Genomic DNA, 16,414 nt, shown 5'->3' with positions numbered 1-16,414 from the left:
AGCGATGCAAGGTAATCAGCAAGGACAGCTCATCTATGTAGTCTCAGACTCCATCGGCGAAACGGCCGAACTTGTCGTTCGCGCAGGAGCTAGTCAGTTTGATCGTTTTTTGTTTGACGTACAAAAGTATCCGTATATAGAAGACAAGGAATCCATTGACGAAATTATTGCTTCGGCAAAAGAATCGCGGGCAATGATCGTGTTCACTCTGGTCATTCCGGAGTTGAATGCGTATATTACACAACAAGCTGCTCTTCACGGGATTCCAGCTCTTGATGTAATGGGGCCTCTAATGAATACATTACAGGGTATGTTGAAAGAGCCGCCAACAGGAAAACCGGGCTTAGTACGCCGACTGGATGAAGAGTATTTCCGCAAAGTAGACGCCATCGAGTTTGCCGTCAAATACGACGATGGACGGGACCCACGCGGCCTGTTGCGAGCAGATGTCGTTTTGATTGGCGTTTCGCGTACTTCCAAGACGCCTCTTTCCATGTATTTGGCTAACAAGCGACTTAAGGTTGCCAATGTTCCGCTTGTCCCGGAGGTAGAGCCACCAGAAGAATTGTTCCAATTGCCAATAGAACGCTGTATTGGGCTTACCATCAATCCGGAGCAACTGAACGGAATTCGGACTGAGCGTTTGAAGGCGCTGGGCTTGACTGCACAAGCGAACTACGCCAATCTCGAACGGATTGCAGAAGAACTGGCATATTCCAAGCGCATTATTGAGCGCCTCGGATGTACAGTTATCGATGTATCCAACAAGGCAGTGGAAGAAACGGCAAACATCATTTTGGAGATGATTCGAAAAAATAATCTCCGTAATGAAAGGAAATAGGCCGAAAGAAGGATTTTGACGTTTTTTGTAGAAAATCAATTAGCCGAGGTACTTATCATACTGAGTTTCTCAGCGTTTATTGCACTTAGAAATGTGGAAAAGTAGAAAAGAAGAAAAGAAGTTTGATGCAAAGAAGGAAATTGACGAATTTTGACGAACTAAATATTCTCACGTGCAATTCTCCTTATAAAGGTGGAAAGACATGACTGGTCCCACTTCAGATGAATTTGTAAATCAAGTGCGTGCCGCTGTCGACATCGTAGACGTTGTAGGAGAGTACGTTCAACTGAGAAAAAGCGGTCGTGCCTTTCTCGGTCTATGTCCGTTTCACTCTGAAAAGAGCCCTTCCTTCAACGTAAATGCAGAGCGACAGTTTTTTCATTGCTTTGGCTGTGGAGCAGGTGGGGATATCTTTTCCTTTTTAATGAAACTGGAGCAATTGACTTTTCCAGAGGCACTGCACAAATTGGCGGAGCGTGCCGGGATAGCTGTGCCCCAGCCGCAGCAAGTAGAGGACTCACCTGAAAAACGGATGAAGCATGCGATGCAGGAAGCGCATACGTTCGTTTCACGCCTCTACCACTACGTGCTTACGAAAACCCCTTATGGCACAGAAGCGATGAAGTATCTCGCAAAGCGCGGAATGTCTGAGGCGACAATAGCCGAATACCAAATCGGATTCGCTCCGGATTCCTGGGATTTCGTAACGCAACAGTTAGCAAAGCGGGGATTTTTACAGGAATTGATGGTGGATGCAGGGCTATTGGCCAGGAGCGATGCAGGAAAAGTCTTTGATCGCTTTCGAGGTCGTATCATGTTTCCGATCCAGGATTCCCAAGGTAACGTCATCGGATTTGGTGGGCGTTTACTGCAAGGATCGAAGCCCAATTCCAACCAAAAGTCTCAACCCAAGTATCTGAATAGCCCGGAAAGCCTTTTGTTCAACAAAAGCGCTACGCTGTTTAATCTTCATCGTGCGCGCCCCATTATTAGAAAGAGAAAAGAGGCGCTGTTGTTTGAAGGATATGTCGATGTCATATCGGCATGGCAGGCGGGTTTTATGCAAGGTATTGCCACTTTGGGAACAGCCTTGACGGAGCAGCAGGCCAGAATTCTTCGTCGTAATACGGAGTCAGTTGTACTCTGTTATGACGGAGATGCTGCAGGACAAGAAGCAACGAGCAAAGCGATTCACGTTTTGCAGCAAGCCGGTTTGATCGTTCGAGTCGCTCCACTTCCACAAGGAGTGGACCCGGATGATTACATCCGCCAACATGGGGCTGAAGCATTTTCCCAGCAGGTATTGTTACAGGCGATGCCAATTACGGCTTTCCGTCTGAAACATTTACGCAGCCAGTTCGTAATAAAAGATGAGACGGACAAAGCTCGCTTAATCGCGAAGGCGGTCGAGATCATCAACGAGCTCGGCAGCCCGGTGGAACGGGACATGTATCAACGGCAATTGGCAGAAGAATACTCCCTGACTCTCGGTGATCTCAAGTGGGAGTCCAAACGCGCATACAATCAGCAAAAAAGTGAGCGCCAAAGGGATAAAGTGACGCCAGCATGGAATAATAGTATAAATAATGGCAAAGTTACGCTCGCGAAAACACTGCCACCCGCTTATCACACGGCTGAGCGCATGCTGCTTTACTACATGATGCGGAATGAAGAAATAGCCGCCCGCGTCCAACAGGAATGCAGCGCCCACTTTCAGGTGGATGAACACGATGCGTTGGCTGCCTACCTGTACGCCTACTATGCAGAGGGAAACCCGGAAGACCCTGGAAAGTTTATACATTATGTGCAAGACGATTTGTTAAAGCAATTAGCCTCGGGATTGGCCATGATGGAGTGCAACAACGACGTATCTGAATTAGAGATCGGTGACTACATCAAACAAGTGAATAACTACCCGAAGCGTGCCGAGTTGGAACGATTGCGCGATGAGCAGCGGAGCTTACACCTCCAAGCGGCCGCAGCGGACAGCGAGGATGCGCGCAAACAACTTGAACTTCAAGCAGCCGTTACAGGGATGAAGATTCTTGAATTGGAAAATGCTTTAAAAGAAGGGTAGCTTCAGATCATTCCCGGGGAAGGAGGGAAAGTAGATGAACAAGCAAAATATCACTTCCGACATGGAAGCAATGTCCATCGAACAAGTGAAGGAACAGTTGGTCGAATTAGGTAAGAAACGCGGCGCACTGTCGTATAAGGAGATTACTGCTCGTCTCGCAGGTTTTGAGCAGGATTCTGATCAAATGGATGAGTTTTTTGAATATCTTGGTGATCAAGGCATTGAAATTAACAACAATGAGAATGAAGATGACGACGATGAAGTCGATCAAATGATCAGCAAGGACGAGGACAACGAAGAATTCGATTATGACGATCTCTCCGTTCCGCCTGGAATCAAGATCAATGACCCTGTACGGATGTATCTGAAGGAAATTGGTCGAGTTCCTCTGCTCTCCGCAGAAGAGGAGATTAAACTGGCACAGCGAATTGAACAAGGTGATGAGGAAGCAAAAAGACGTCTGGCTGAGGCGAACTTGCGATTGGTGGTATCGATTGCGAAGCGTTATGTAGGACGCGGCATGCTATTCCTCGACTTGATTCAAGAAGGGAACATGGGTCTGATTAAAGCGGTGGAAAAGTTTGACTATCGCAAGGGCTACAAGTTCAGTACGTATGCAACTTGGTGGATTCGCCAAGCGATTACCCGTGCAATTGCAGACCAGGCTAGAACAATCCGGATTCCGGTTCATATGGTGGAAACAATCAATAAGTTAATCCGCGTTTCCCGCCAGCTTCTCCAAGAGCTAGGTCGTGAGCCTATGCCAGAAGAAATCGCTGAAAAAATGGATCTCACTCCAGAAAAAGTTCGGGAAATCATGAAGATTGCCCAAGAACCAGTGTCCCTGGAGACTCCAATTGGGGAAGAAGACGATTCCCACTTAGGTGATTTCATTGAGGATCAGGATGCATTGGAGCCATCTGATGCAGCTGCTTATGAACTTTTGAAAGAACAGTTGGAAGACGTTTTGGATACATTAACAGACCGGGAAGAAAACGTACTGCGTCTACGTTTTGGATTAGATGACGGACGTACACGGACGTTAGAAGAAGTAGGTAAAGTGTTTGGCGTAACCCGTGAACGGATTCGTCAGATCGAAGCCAAAGCTCTTCGCAAATTGCGTCATCCGAGTAGAAGTAAACGCTTAAAAGATTTCTTGGAATAACCGATATAAGAAGTATGTGGCCTACGTTAGCCGACGTAGGCTTTTCTTATTCTTGAAGGTAAGCATTTTTTGCCGTAGTTAGGAGGGGCCGCGTTGGACGACCAGCGCAAGCGCACGATCATCGCCGAAATTGAAAACTGGCGGCGCAACCATTTACTGCCTGAACATTACTGCATCTTCTTGTTAAATCTATATACAGAAGGGGATCGGCCAAATACACCGGCGTCCGCAGGCGGGAATGAGCGAGTGGAAACGGCACCGGGTGTGCTGTCAGGAAAAGGCAATTCATCTTCATCAGTCAAGAATACATATGCACCTAGAACTGTCTCTCCAGTGACGGGGAAAATGGTAGTGGCATGGCTCCTTGGTGCCTTTGTCATTGCTGGTTTGATCTTACTTGCTTTTCATTTTAACCGTTTTCAAACCCCAATGCAAATTACCATCTTTGCCTGTTTCGCTCTTGTTTTCTATATTCTGGGATTCGCTTATCGGAGATCGTCCCCGCCATTGACGCATTTATTCTTGGCTTTGTCTTTTGTGATCTTGATAGCGGGAGGCGTTTACTGCATCCAAAAATTGGATGGAAACTTGCCGTTTGTCCTGTTTTATTTAGGCTTCGTTTGCATGCTATTGTGCATCAGCGCAATTGTTTTCGGTTATGCTTATTTGCTTTATGCAGGGTTGCTCGGATTGGCCATCTTGTATGGCATTACAACCGTTTATCGGGTAGAGATGGATTATACATGGTGGACTTCGGAGTTGTACTGGGTTCCACTGGCGTGCTTACTCACAGGTATGGGCTTCTTGATGAACAAGGCTAATACGAAATGGGCGGGAGTATTTGCCGTATGCGGACTTGCCTTTTTCTTTGGTGCAGAGATACAGGCTCTGTATATTCCAGCAGCGAAGCGGGATATGATTCAATTGCTTTTATTCATTAAGGTGTTCATGGTGTCAGCTTTGTTCTTCTTCACGCGTGGATACTGGTATGCGTGGTTGCGACTGTAGGACTATGGCTGACTTCTCGTTTTCCTCTCCCAGCTTATCTGTTACAATTTCAGAAGAGAGTAAACGAGGTGAATAAATGGACAACAAGTGGAAGGTCTTATTCGGTATTTTGCTGGCGGCTATTTTTCTGGGTGGAGAAACAGCAGCAAAGCTTACAGGAGTAAATACATACAGCATCGGATACATAGCAGCCTCCGTATCTTTTTTGGGAGCAATTTTATTGGGAGCACGCCGATCATAGGCGTGTGTTTTTTTTTTGAGAAATTCCCACATGAATCCAAATCGTGGTGTATAATGGTAAGAGTATTCTGAACAAACGCTCAGTCAAAATTGTGTGTTTCTTGATAGTTCTTTACTAAAGCGTTTTCAAGGGGGCGACGATTATGAACTTCGATTTGACTTCAGAACAACAAATGTTGAAAAAAATGATACGCGAATTCGCTGATGAGGTAGTAGCGCCAGGAGCAGATGAACGCGATCAAACCAAACAATTCCCTGTCGAAATATTCAAGCAGATGAGTGAGCTGAACTTGATGGGTCTTCCCTTCTCTGAGAAATACGGGGGTGCGGGAGCCGATTCCACGAGTTTTGCGATTGTTGTAGAAGAGCTTAGTCGTGCGTGCGGCTCTACAGGAATCACGTATTCGGCGCATATTTCGTTAGGTGGCGCTCCATTGGCTTTGTTTGGCACGGAAGAGCAAAAGCTGAACTATTTAAGCAAAATCTGTTCGGGCGAAAGCTTTGGCGCGTTTGGCTTGACGGAACCGAATGCAGGATCTGACGCAGGAGGTACGAGAACAAATGCGGTCTTGGCTGACAGGGAGTGGACAATTAACGGCTCCAAATGCTTCATTACCAATGCTTCCTATGCCTCGTTTCTCGCCTTGACTGCTGTCACTGACAAAGAGCAGGGCTCACGCGGTATTACTGCTTTTATCGTTCCGACAGATGCGCCTGGCTTTCAAGTGCTGGCGAACTATGAAAAGCTCGGCTTGCACAGCTCTAATACGACCGAGCTCGTGCTTGAAAATGTCCGGGTGCCAGAGGAAAACATCCTTGGGAAGAGGGGCGAAGGCTTCAAGCAGTTCCTCATTACACTTGATGGTGGGCGAATCGGGATAGGCGCTATGGCTGTAGGAATTGCACAGGCTGCCTACGACAAGGCATTGCAATACTCCAAGCAGCGAACGGCTTTTGGTAATTCTTTGAGTCATTTTCAAGCGATCCAGCACAAGCTGGCGGATATGGCGATGCAAATAGAGCTAGCGAGAACGATGGTGTATAAAGCAGCTTGGCTGAAGGATCATGGCCGCAAATTTACGAAAGAAGCAGCAATGGCAAAATTGTATGCTTCGGAGATTGCCATGTCTGCTACTCATCAGGCTATTCAGATTCACGGTGGCTATGGTTATATGCGGGAGTATCAGGTGGAACGATTTTTCCGCGATGCCCGGCTGTTAGAGATCGGCGAGGGGACTTCAGAGATTTTACGTAATGTCATCGCAAGAGAAATCGGGTGCTAGCCTTTCCTTGTTTACAATGAAAGAGCATGACTGCCAGCGAAAACTGACAGCCATGGCTCTTTTTTTGTTTCTTATTTTTTTATTGATCGCCAGGTTGTACAGTTGGGAATCCAAAGCCACTAGCGATATCGTCACCTACAGCAGCGTTTGAGCCACCTTTGATGTCATTTCCTGTCGCACGTTTTTGCAATTCTACGCGAACATCTTGATTGCTCCAAGATGGATTGGATGCCCAGATTTTTGCAGCCAAACCTGAAATGTGTGGTGTTGCCATGGAGGTTCCGCTAATGGAGTTATAGCCTCCGTTATTCCATGTAGACTGAATAGCGCGTCCTGGTGCTGATACTTCCACATCGCGCTCTTGAATCACGTAGTCTCCCGCTTGCCCGCTCTGACCACGAGAAGAGAAGTCAGCCACACGGTAGGTACCGTTTTGTTGAACATTCTCTAACGCTGCTACGGCTACTGCATCCACTAATGCCCCAGGGTAGCCAATGCTATTCACTGTTGGTCCAGAGTTACCTGCTGCCGCCACGACTAATACTCCGTTTTGGTTTGCATACGTGATGGCACTTTCCATAAGGGTACTCTTTCTGCTAGAGCCAAGGGACATAGAGATGATCGTTTTCACGCCTAATTGAGCGGACTGGTCAGCAGCGTAACGAATTGCATAGGCAATGTCATCCTCATAGCCGGAGCCTGAGTCATCCAATACTTTATATGCCCATAGCTTTGCATCTGGTGCTACACCATAAATGCCTGCGCCACCGCCGCCATCAGCGAGAACAGTTCCAGCGACGTGTGTTCCATGACCATGCGCATCATTGCAAGCACCGGTAACAACAGGAGAAGCTTGCGTGAAATCGTTGCACTGCTCTGCGTTAGCGGTTAGGTCCGGGTGCTGCGTGAACACGCCAGTATCCAGGACTGCAACACGAACATCTGCACCTCCAGTCGTAGCGGAGAGGGACTGGTTCTTATAGATCGCTTTAATTCCCCACGGAACGACTGCCGCAGGAGAGAACTCTGGCTCGCTTGCCTGATCTTCTTCTATATACTCAGCGATCTTTAATTTTTTCAACACGGTAATTTTTACATTGGGATCGCTTTTTAGTTGGTTAAGTTGATCACTATTTACATCAAGGGAGAAGCCTTCTTCACCAAAATCATGGCGTACGTCCAATGGTTCAGCAAAATAACCAGTTCTCACATCCGAATCTGACTGAATTAATACCCGTGCAGTACCAAGTTCACTGAATTCGCTGTTTGAATCATTACTGGCTGCCCCCACACCTGTGAAGACACTCATCACTAGCGTCGAAGAGAGTAAACCCATTGCCCACCACTTGCCGGTTCTTTTTTTCAAACTGTTCTCCTCCTTGAAAGTTATTTAGTCTGTGTAGTTCATGATGTGCATGGCGTTAATATACATATCTGTAAAAAATTTGTAAATATTTATTTATTAAAATAAAGTTCACAATTTGGTAAAAATTAAGTTAAATTACATAAAATAACAATAATATCGTCATGTTTAAAAACTTTCCTTGTTATTCCGAACATTACATCCAACAGAATGGCCACCTGTAAGCCTCCCGACTACTAGCCAAGACTCCCCTCTTCGTTGCCTTGTCCCTGCTGGGTGCAACAGCGAGGATTTTGTCATTCTTTGCTGATCATCTGTTAGGGAATTAGCATTTCGCAATTGCTGCCAAATAGGGTAGAATAGAGGCAACGGAAGGTGAATATACAGATGACATCAGTATCAATATCTAAGCGGCTACAAACGATTGCCCGCTATTGTCCACAAGGAGCCCGCGTCGCCGACATCGGGTCGGATCATGCGTTGTTGGCTTCTTATTTGCTTGTAAAAGGAATTGCTTCGTTCGTGATCGCAGGCGAATTGAATGAAGGGCCTTTTCAAGCGGCACAAAAACAAATACATACATTGCAGGTGAAAGATCGCGCTTCGGTGCGAAAAGGAAACGGGCTCGCGGTATTACATCCTGGCGAAGCAGATGTGATCTGCGTTGCAGGGATGGGCGGACAATTGATCGTTTCCATTTTGGAAGCAGGAAAAGACAAGCTGGAAGGTGTGCAACGCTTGATTCTGCAACCAAACGTAGGGGAAGAAGCGGTTCGCCTGTGGATGATAGAAAATGGTTGGCAGTTAATCGCGGAGTCCATTTTGCAGGAGGATGGCGTGATTTATGAGATTCTCGTCGCAGAACGAGGCAATCCTACCTTGCCTTATGAGGGCAAAGATCGTACACAGGAAGAGCTCCTGCGCATTGGTCCATTTCTTTGGGATGAAAAATCAGAGGTTTTACAAGAGAAGTGGCTGCACGAGCAAGAAAAATGGCAAAAGGTTATCGTTCAATTAAATCGTTCGGACAAGCCGGAAGCAGCAGAACGAATTAAAGAAATTCAAGCAGAAGTAAGATGGATGGATGAGGTGATCGCATGCTTGCGCACGGACAAACAGTAATTCAATATGTAGAACGTCTGGCGCCAAAATCGTTGGCGATGGAAGGCGACAAGATTGGCCTTCATGTAGGCACCTTGCAAAAAAAGGTAAAAAAAGTGATGGTCGCACTAGATGTGCTTGAATCTGTGGTTGATGAAGCCGTTGCAGAGGGTGTAGATCTGATTGTGGCTCACCACGCCGTCATCTATCGACCGCTTAAACACCTCCGGACGGATCTCGCCGCAGGACGTGTGTTTGAAAAGCTGATCAAGCACGACATTGCGGTATACACGGCCCATACGAATTTGGATGTTGCGTATGGAGGAATGAACGACTGGCTCGCAGAAGCGGTTGGACTCACGGACGTAGATGTACTGGATGTTCTTTCCCGAGAGGCTTGGAAGAAGCTCGTCGTATTTGTACCCGCTACCCATAAGGAAGCAGTGTTCACCGCTCTTGCAGAAGCGGGGGCTGGACATGTAGGCAACTATAGCCACTGTTCTTTTCAAACCGAAGGCACGGGAACCTTTTTGCCAGGGGAAGGAACGAATCCCCATATCGGTTCGACTGGTCAGCTGGAAAAAGCAGAGGAAGTTCGCATTGAGATGATTGTTCCTGCGTCCAGGCAATCAGCTGTGGTCAAAGCAATGCTTGCTGCCCATCCTTACGAAGAAGTCGCGTATGACATCATTCCTCTGGAACAGTCCGGTACTGTATACGGAATTGGGCGAATCGGTACGCTGCCCACGCCACTGACACTTCGTGAGTTTGCTTTACTTGTAAAAGAACGATTTTCCCTCCATGGTCTTCGCGTGGTTGGTGACATGGATGCGACCGTCAAAAAAGTAGCGGTAGTAGGTGGAGACGGTAGCTCTTTTGTTTCCAAAGCCATTTTTAAAGGCGCGGATGTTTATTTGACTGGAGATATTGGTTATCACACCGCACACGATGCGCAAGCAGAAGGCTTGTCCATCGTAGATGCTGGTCACAATATCGAAAAAATCATGAAAGAAAAGCTGGCAACCATCTTGCTGGAACAATTGCAGGCAAATGGTTACGAAACAGAAGTTATTCCTTCGCGCGTGCACACAGATCCATTCCAGTTTGTTTAAAACGTAGCCGGTTCACCTTAATGTTGGCTGCCAGATGAAGTGTAGGAGGATTTTATGTGCAAAAACTAATCCGGACGATTTCTTGTGGATTACTGACGTTAAGCTTGCTCACCCCCGGCGTCGCATCAGCGGCTGGGGGCTTATTGCCATACAGTGACATCAACAAGCACTGGGCGAAAAACGCAATCGTTCAAGGTGTGCAGCTTGGTTTGTTTGAGGCTGGCCCAAATGTTCCGAAGTTTTACCCAAATCGTGACATGACGCGTGCGGAATTTCTCGTCATGATCGATCGTCTCTATTACGGTGGGCAGTATCATATTTATCCGCTTACCTTCCTATCTGAGCACTCGGAGTGGTCGCGAGCAGAAGGTTTTCAGGAACCGTATTTACCTTACAAAGATGTCGATCGCCTGACGTGGATGTACAAACCAACTCTGCGCATCTCTACGATCTTGGATAGACTGTATGGCCCGAATGCGATTCAGTATATTTTTCCTGGTGAAATGATGAATCCGAATCAGCCGATCACCAACGAAGAAGCTGCCAAGATATTGCAAATGTTCACCATGTCTCCAGATAGTAAAAATGCTTGGGAAGAAGTGCGTTCCTGGGGATGGCTAGAGGGAGAAAAAATGGATCGGGTGAAGCGGGGAGATGCTGCGGTCGCAGCTGATCGCATGGTGAACTATTTCCTTCAGGATGGAATCATGCCTCTCTTGAATTACGATGGGAAAAAGTTCCCAATGGTCCCGGATGTCGATGAGGTATTGCCGTTATTCGCAACCTATACAGATCCCAAAACAACAGAAGAACAGATTTATGTAGATGCGGCTTCCGCTATTCGCATTAGAAATGATAGTGAAGAGACATTTGAACAGTTGCGCAAGCTGGCGGATTCCTCCTTCCCCAATCAAGTTGGAGTTCACTATTTATTGAGCTGGAATCCTGAAACACCGATTGAAACCAATCTGGAGGAAGCATTTCTTGCTATCGACGCTTACTTCGAAGACAAAATCATTCTCCCGGACACACTCGGGCTATTGAGTGCCAATGTGTACGATATTGCCTTGCAGCTAGGGAACAAGGATCAAAGCCAATACAAAAAAGTGCTCGACCGACTCAGTGCGTATGAACAAAAAGTGAAGCAAGACTCCAAAGAATGGGAATCGCTCGCCATGTATCTGGGGGCACTCGAAATCAGGAATGATCAGGTAGAACTGGCGTTGGCGCGTTACAAGCGTTTTGTCGACAGGAGTCCAGAAGCATTGTTGAATACATCTTATTATTATTTGCAGGAAGGTCGTATGCAGGAAGCAGAAGATGTTCTTGCTGCGATGAAACCGAAGGCGTCAGACAGCAGAATGAATCAGTTGCACAAATTGTTGCGTCAAGAGTTTGAATCTTTAAAAGATCAGCCAGCTATTATTTCTGATTTGGGATACTCTTTGCGCCAGTTGGACAATGCTGACACCTACCAAGTGAAAGGTGAAGCAGTGTTGAGTGGATTGACGTTCTCTTATACGCAGGATATTAATAAGGAAAAACAAATAAGCAGAATATCCGGCTTTTATCAATCTCCGCAAAAACTAATATCAGACAAGCTGCTCTCCTATACAGATGGGAAAACAAACACGCAATACTCGTACGATACGGATCGGCAGACTTGGGATAAGAACAGAACTGACAAAGTTGACTTTTTGCACGAATGGGTCGGTGCGGTCAAGGTAACCGATCGGGCCAAGGAGCTTCATGCTCGCTACTACAAGCAATCATACGGAAAGTACGATGTCATTACGGAGTGGATTCCGGGCTCGATGCTGGTAGAGAAATCAAAGAAGGTTGCGCTCGGACAAGGAAAAGTAAAAGACGTTCCTTTGTTCATGAACAAGTATTATATTGATCGAGCTAGTGACCAAATTGTTAAACATACGTGGCGTTATGAAGAAATTTATGAGGGCGACGGCTATGTAGCTTATTCGGGTACCGACAATTACGACTTTACAAGCAATGTTGCATTCTCGATACCTGATGATGTTCGAAAAGGGGTGGCGCCATGAAACGAATTAGTCAATGGGCAGTAGCGATTGTCCTGATACTCACAGCTGTTCTTCCCGTACAAGCTGCAGAGTATCCTTATGAGGAAACAGAAGAAGTGTTCCTGCACGTTATGGAGAGCCACTTGAGCAAGCCTGCTGCCAAACAATTGGTAAAAGGGGCTCTAGAGGAAGTCAGTGAGCAGGCCGAACAGAAAAAACAACTTCAGTTCAAAGTTTCAGAAGAAGATGATACTTGGGACGAGCTGGAATTGAGGTTGGCAGAATGGCAGAAGAAAGGCGGGTTTGATACGCCGACGATGAACACTTGGGCGATCGATGGAATGCTCTCCACGCTTAATGACCCGCACAGCGTATTTTTTACTCAAGATGAATTACGTCTGTTCCAATCTGACGTTGAAAATCAATTTGTTGGATTTGGCTTTCGTCTGCGGCTGCAAAAAGATCATATTATCATCCGTGAAATCGTTCCGAATTCTCCAGCAGCAGCATCCTCCTTGCAACGAGGCGATCAATTGATCAAAGTCAATGAGACCTCATTGGTCGGAAAGACTTTTGAAGAAGCATATGCTTATTTGAAGGGCAACGAAGGGACCGAAGCCATACTTACTGTGTATCGTCCATCCGACAAAAGGGAGCACCAGGTGAAGCTGAAGCGTGCATTCATGACCCTGCCAGAAGCGGAAGGACAGATGTTTACAAAAGGCTCGGTTGGCTATATCAGTCTTGAAACATTCGGATCAGAAGGAGCCATTCAGGTAAGGGATAAGCTCGCTGAACTTTCCCGTTTGCAAAACCCTTTGTCCGGATTGGTGTTAGACCTGCGGGATAATGGCGGGGGATACTTGTCCACAGCGCGGGACATCGCGAGTCTCTTTATGGAAGAAGGCTTGCTCATGTACACCACGAATCGCAATGGGGTAGAGGTAGAGACGTGGGTAAGAAATGGGCAGGATATCGGCATTCCTGTACGAATTTTAGTAAACGGCGGAACAGCTTCTGCATCTGAGCTGTTGTCAGGTGCCTTGCGTGATCATGGCATCGCAAAACTTGTGGGTACCAAAACATATGGAAAAGGGAGTGCCCAACAAGTCATTCCGCTGTCAGACGGTGACGCACTCAAGCTTACACTGAATGAATATTTTACACCTAAGCATACCGTGGTGAATCACGTAGGACTTCAACCGGATATGGTTGTGGAGGATTATGGCGCGCAAGTAGTAGAAGCTCTCCAGTCATTGAACGTCAATACGTGGGAACTGAGTGACGCAGAAGGCGATACAGTCATCAATGGAATTCCTTTCCCAACAGTGGATCCTCTCTTTAAACAAACGCCTCAAGGGCTGCAAATCCGAGCTGCTGTACTTTCGCATTTGCTAGGTGATCCGTCCATTGGCGAAAAAGATTACGTGGTACTTGCTCCTTATTTGAAAAAGTATCCAACACTAAAACTGCAAACGAAAAATGGTATCAACACCCTTACATTTACTTCGTGATCATCGTCCCCTGTCGTTTCTGGCGAACAGGGGCTTTTTCTTTTTCGGGCGTATACTCGTTCATGGAAAATAGAACACTATCAGGTGCGACTATGACTATTACGACGAGAAAGGTGGCAGCCGGATGAAAAAGGTCATACTTTTCCTGATCGACTCCATGATGCCTGACGTTCTGGAGCGATGCATTGCTGCCAATAAAGCACCGGCGCTTCGGTTTTTCATGGAGCATAGCCAGTACATACCCGATTGTGTCACCGTTTTTCCTACGATGACAGCTTCGATAGATTGCTCCCTCATTACGGGAGTTTACCCCGATCAGCACAAAGTACCGGGGTTAGTGTGGTATGATGCAGAGCGCAAAAAGATGGTGAATTATATTAATGGCGCCACTCCCGTACGAAAAATAGGGATTTCAAGCTGTGGCGGAAATGTCCTTTTTGATATGAATGAACGTCATCTTAGCAAGGATGTCAAAACCATTCATGAGGTACTGGAAGAAAACAATCTCGTATCCGGTTCCATCAATGTCATAGCCCATCGCGGACATAAGCAGCATAAGGTGAAAATGCCTACCTTGCTTGATGCCATCACATCTTTTTCCCTGCGAGAGCATGTGAGTGGTCCAACGATCATGAGTATGGGGACACTGGTACGCCCAGCGTTATTTCGTACTGTCCCGTGGGATTTCTCCCAATCCGCTCTGGAAGGCTACGGAATTAATGATACCTATGCAATCGATGTCATGATTGAGGTAATACGCAGCGGTCAGCAGCCACATTTTACACTGGTCTATCTGCCAGAGAATGATCATAAGCTCCACAATTCTCCGGAGGATGCCGTACAGCACTTGGCAGATGTGGACAAGCAATTGGCACGTTTGCTGGATAGCTTCGCATCATGGGAGCAAATGCTGGAGAGAAACGTGTGCATTTTGATTAGTGATCATGGACAAACGGTCATAGGTGCAAGTGAAGACCACAATATTCCGCTGGATCATCTCCTGACGAGTTTTTCCATTCATGCGCTTGGTACTGACGTGACGCCTGAAGTGGAGGTGGTCATTTGCAATAATGAGCGTATGACCTTTTTGTATCCAGTGAATGGAACGGCGCCACTTTCTATTGTCGATGCGGTTAGTATGGAAGAAAGAATTGATTTGATTTCATGGAAAGAGGGACAGAAGGTAAAGGTGCGTCGGGGCGGAACACAACAGGAGATGTGTTTTTGGAGAAATGGGGAGTATCATGATGCGTACGGCTCTTCTTGGTCCGTTGAAGGAGACGTCTCTGTGCTGGATGTGCAATATGATGGAGAGCGTCTTTCGTTTGATACATACCCGGATGCTTTTTCTCGACTATACGGGTCGTTGTTCTCGCAGACAGCTGAGGTGGTAGTCGTGACTGCTGCCAAGAGCTATGAATTTTTATCGGAATGTGCACCTACGCATTTAGGTGGCGGAAGTCACGGATCGCTGCATAAGCAAGATTCGCTGATTCCGTTAGTGATTGCAGGTGCTTCGGAGATGTTTCCACTCCCTGCAAGATTGGTTGATGTCAAAGACTTTATTCTCTGTGAGCTGGGGATTCCGATAGCCTCAGGTCTACAATTACGGGGACATGATCAGACCAATTGACAGGTAGCAGATCATAGCGCTCAATATTCCAGTGATGAGAAGCGAAAATATAGTCAAGACGTCGGCGGAAGGTAGGAAGCGTTGGTCTTTTTTCCTTACCTGAGACAAGAGCACAGTCCATAAGGTGTGGAGTAAAAGACACATTACTCGCGTTGAAATCCCCCATTAGGAGTAGTGGGTCTTTTGCGTGTTGCTGTATCAATGCCGACATGAACTGTAGCTGGGCAAGTCTGCTTACTTGATTTAAGCTGCAGTGCGTAACGCAAAGCGTAATCGTACGACCGTATTCTTGGAAGGATGCATACAGGAGGGTTCGTTGCTCTTTTTTGGCTGGCAAAACGATGGCCTCGACATTTTCGAGTGCATACTTTGATAGCAGTGCATTACCGTAATATCCGTCTCCTATCGCGATGGAAGGGGAGAAGGCCAGGTGATACTGTAATTGATCAGCGATGTAGTTCGCTTGATACCCATACTTCCCGTTTTGATGGATCTCCTGAAGACCAATGATGTCTGGTTGCAAGTCCTTTAAAGTAAGCGTCATTTCGTTCAGACGTTTTCGCCACCAGAGGTCACGGCCGCTATGAATGTTGTAGCTGACTACACGCAACCTAGTTCACTTCCTTTTTGTTTTTGACGTCATTTTTTAACTTATTTAGTTTTCCCTATTGCATTAGGTTTTAGTCTATGCTATATTAAAAAACGTCGCCTCTGCTTGAGGGGCGGATGGAATAAAATGCTCCTTGAAAACCGGAATAGAATTAATCTGTGAAATGAAGCTTGTGTTTTACTTGAAGTCAGATTCATCTTCAAACTTTATTGGAGAGTTTGATCCTGGCTCAGGACGAACGCTGGCGGCGTGCCTAATACATGCAAGTCGAGCGAGTCTCTTCGGAGGCTAGCGGCGGACGGGTGAGTAACACGTAGGCAACCTGCCTCTCAGACCGGGATAACATAGGGAAACTTATGCTAATACCGGATAGGTTTTTGGATCGCATGATCCGAAAAGAAAAGGCGGCTTCGGCTGTCACTGGGAGATGG

The 16,414-nt window shown here is 46.6% G+C and carries 13 protein-coding genes and 1 rRNA gene; 12 read left to right on the top strand and 2 right to left on the bottom strand.

Annotated features, from left to right (window positions below; translation table 11 throughout):
• Window positions 1-4 precede the first annotated feature (4 nt).
• The 6 genes from ACFYU8_RS09585 to ACFYU8_RS09560 all read left to right on the top strand — a co-directional run bounded on the left by ACFYU8_RS09585 (window position 5) and on the right by ACFYU8_RS09560 (window position 6,614).
• Window positions 5-841: a pyruvate, water dikinase regulatory protein gene (locus ACFYU8_RS09585; protein WP_017247752.1), complete on the top strand. Its 837-nt coding sequence runs from the start codon at window positions 5-7 to the stop codon at window positions 839-841.
• A gap of 202 nt (window positions 842-1,043) precedes the next feature.
• Window positions 1,044-2,918: a DNA primase gene (gene dnaG / locus ACFYU8_RS09580; RefSeq protein WP_390297444.1), complete on the top strand. Its 1,875-nt coding sequence runs from the start codon at window positions 1,044-1,046 to the stop codon at window positions 2,916-2,918.
• Window positions 2,919-2,952: 34 nt separating this feature from the next.
• Window positions 2,953-4,083 (top strand): RNA polymerase sigma factor RpoD, encoded by a 1,131-nt coding sequence (gene rpoD / locus ACFYU8_RS09575; protein WP_390297441.1) that lies wholly within the window; start codon window positions 2,953-2,955, stop codon window positions 4,081-4,083.
• Window positions 4,084-4,176: 93 nt separating this feature from the next.
• Complete coding sequence (locus tag ACFYU8_RS09570; RefSeq protein ID WP_390297438.1) at window positions 4,177-5,091, top strand: hypothetical protein; 915 nt, start codon at window positions 4,177-4,179, stop codon at window positions 5,089-5,091.
• 76 nt (window positions 5,092-5,167) lie between these two features.
• Window positions 5,168-5,332 (top strand): hypothetical protein, encoded by a 165-nt coding sequence (locus ACFYU8_RS09565; protein ID WP_390297435.1) that lies wholly within the window; start codon window positions 5,168-5,170, stop codon window positions 5,330-5,332.
• A gap of 142 nt (window positions 5,333-5,474) precedes the next feature.
• Window positions 5,475-6,614 (top strand): acyl-CoA dehydrogenase, encoded by a 1,140-nt coding sequence (locus ACFYU8_RS09560; RefSeq protein ID WP_390297432.1) that lies wholly within the window; start codon window positions 5,475-5,477, stop codon window positions 6,612-6,614.
• A gap of 79 nt (window positions 6,615-6,693) precedes the next feature.
• Here ACFYU8_RS09560 and ACFYU8_RS09555 read toward each other — a convergent pair whose 3' ends face one another.
• Window positions 6,694-7,980 (bottom strand): S8 family peptidase, encoded by a 1,287-nt coding sequence (locus ACFYU8_RS09555; protein ID WP_390297429.1) that lies wholly within the window; start codon window positions 7,978-7,980, stop codon window positions 6,694-6,696.
• 384 nt (window positions 7,981-8,364) lie between these two features.
• Here ACFYU8_RS09555 and ACFYU8_RS09550 point away from each other — a divergent pair, with 384 nt between their 5' ends.
• From ACFYU8_RS09550 to ACFYU8_RS09530, 5 genes are all read left to right on the top strand, one after another.
• Window positions 8,365-9,099 (top strand): tRNA (adenine(22)-N(1))-methyltransferase, encoded by a 735-nt coding sequence (locus ACFYU8_RS09550; RefSeq protein WP_390297426.1) that lies wholly within the window; start codon window positions 8,365-8,367, stop codon window positions 9,097-9,099.
• On the top strand, window positions 9,075-10,190 hold the full coding sequence (locus tag ACFYU8_RS09545; RefSeq protein ID WP_390297423.1) for a Nif3-like dinuclear metal center hexameric protein: 1,116 nt from the start codon (window positions 9,075-9,077) through the stop codon (window positions 10,188-10,190). The genes ACFYU8_RS09550 and ACFYU8_RS09545 overlap by 25 nt, the downstream gene beginning before the upstream one ends.
• Window positions 10,191-10,246: 56 nt before the next feature.
• Window positions 10,247-12,247: an S-layer homology domain-containing protein gene (locus ACFYU8_RS09540; protein ID WP_390297419.1), complete on the top strand. Its 2,001-nt coding sequence runs from the start codon at window positions 10,247-10,249 to the stop codon at window positions 12,245-12,247.
• Complete coding sequence (locus tag ACFYU8_RS09535; RefSeq protein ID WP_390297416.1) at window positions 12,244-13,740, top strand: S41 family peptidase; 1,497 nt, start codon at window positions 12,244-12,246, stop codon at window positions 13,738-13,740. Before ACFYU8_RS09540 ends, ACFYU8_RS09535 begins: the two co-directional genes overlap by 4 nt.
• A 124-nt stretch (window positions 13,741-13,864) precedes the next feature.
• Entirely contained in the window at window positions 13,865-15,373 is a 1,509-nt protein-coding gene (locus ACFYU8_RS09530) for an alkaline phosphatase family protein (RefSeq protein ID WP_390297413.1), read from the top strand.
• Here the strand turns inward: ACFYU8_RS09530 and ACFYU8_RS09525 are convergent.
• A complete protein-coding gene (locus ACFYU8_RS09525; RefSeq protein WP_390297410.1) occupies window positions 15,303-15,983 on the bottom strand; it encodes an endonuclease/exonuclease/phosphatase family protein in 681 nt (226 codons plus the stop codon). The two genes, ACFYU8_RS09530 and ACFYU8_RS09525, sit on opposite strands and share 71 nt — an antisense overlap.
• 206 nt (window positions 15,984-16,189) lie before the next feature.
• On the opposite strand from ACFYU8_RS09525, the gene ACFYU8_RS09520 reads away from it, so the two are divergent.
• Window positions 16,190-16,414 (top strand): 16S ribosomal RNA (locus tag ACFYU8_RS09520); the annotation flags it as partial.

The organism is Brevibacillus sp. NPDC003359 (assembly GCF_042878995.1).
In the GTDB taxonomy this organism is placed as follows: domain Bacteria; phylum Bacillota; class Bacilli; order Brevibacillales; family Brevibacillaceae; genus Brevibacillus.
Note: the sequence above shows the minus strand (reverse complement) of the source record. Positions and strands in the feature narration are given on the sequence as shown.

What these genes read in the sequence shown, in the direction of transcription:
- ACFYU8_RS09585 (WP_017247752.1), top strand. Translation starts at nt 5, where the DNA reads ATGCAAGGTAATCAGCAAGGACAGCTCATCTATGTAGTCTCAGACTCC.
- dnaG (WP_390297444.1), top strand. Translation starts at nt 1,044, where the DNA reads ATGACTGGTCCCACTTCAGATGAATTTGTAAATCAAGTGCGTGCCGCT.
- rpoD (WP_390297441.1), top strand. Translation starts at nt 2,953, where the DNA reads ATGAACAAGCAAAATATCACTTCCGACATGGAAGCAATGTCCATCGAA.
- ACFYU8_RS09565 (WP_390297435.1), top strand. Translation starts at nt 5,168, where the DNA reads ATGGACAACAAGTGGAAGGTCTTATTCGGTATTTTGCTGGCGGCTATT.
- ACFYU8_RS09560 (WP_390297432.1), top strand. Translation starts at nt 5,475, where the DNA reads ATGAACTTCGATTTGACTTCAGAACAACAAATGTTGAAAAAAATGATA.
- ACFYU8_RS09550 (WP_390297426.1), top strand. Translation starts at nt 8,365, where the DNA reads ATGACATCAGTATCAATATCTAAGCGGCTACAAACGATTGCCCGCTAT.
- ACFYU8_RS09545 (WP_390297423.1), top strand. Translation starts at nt 9,075, where the DNA reads ATGCTTGCGCACGGACAAACAGTAATTCAATATGTAGAACGTCTGGCG.
- ACFYU8_RS09535 (WP_390297416.1), top strand. Translation starts at nt 12,244, where the DNA reads ATGAAACGAATTAGTCAATGGGCAGTAGCGATTGTCCTGATACTCACA.
- ACFYU8_RS09530 (WP_390297413.1), top strand. Translation starts at nt 13,865, where the DNA reads ATGAAAAAGGTCATACTTTTCCTGATCGACTCCATGATGCCTGACGTT.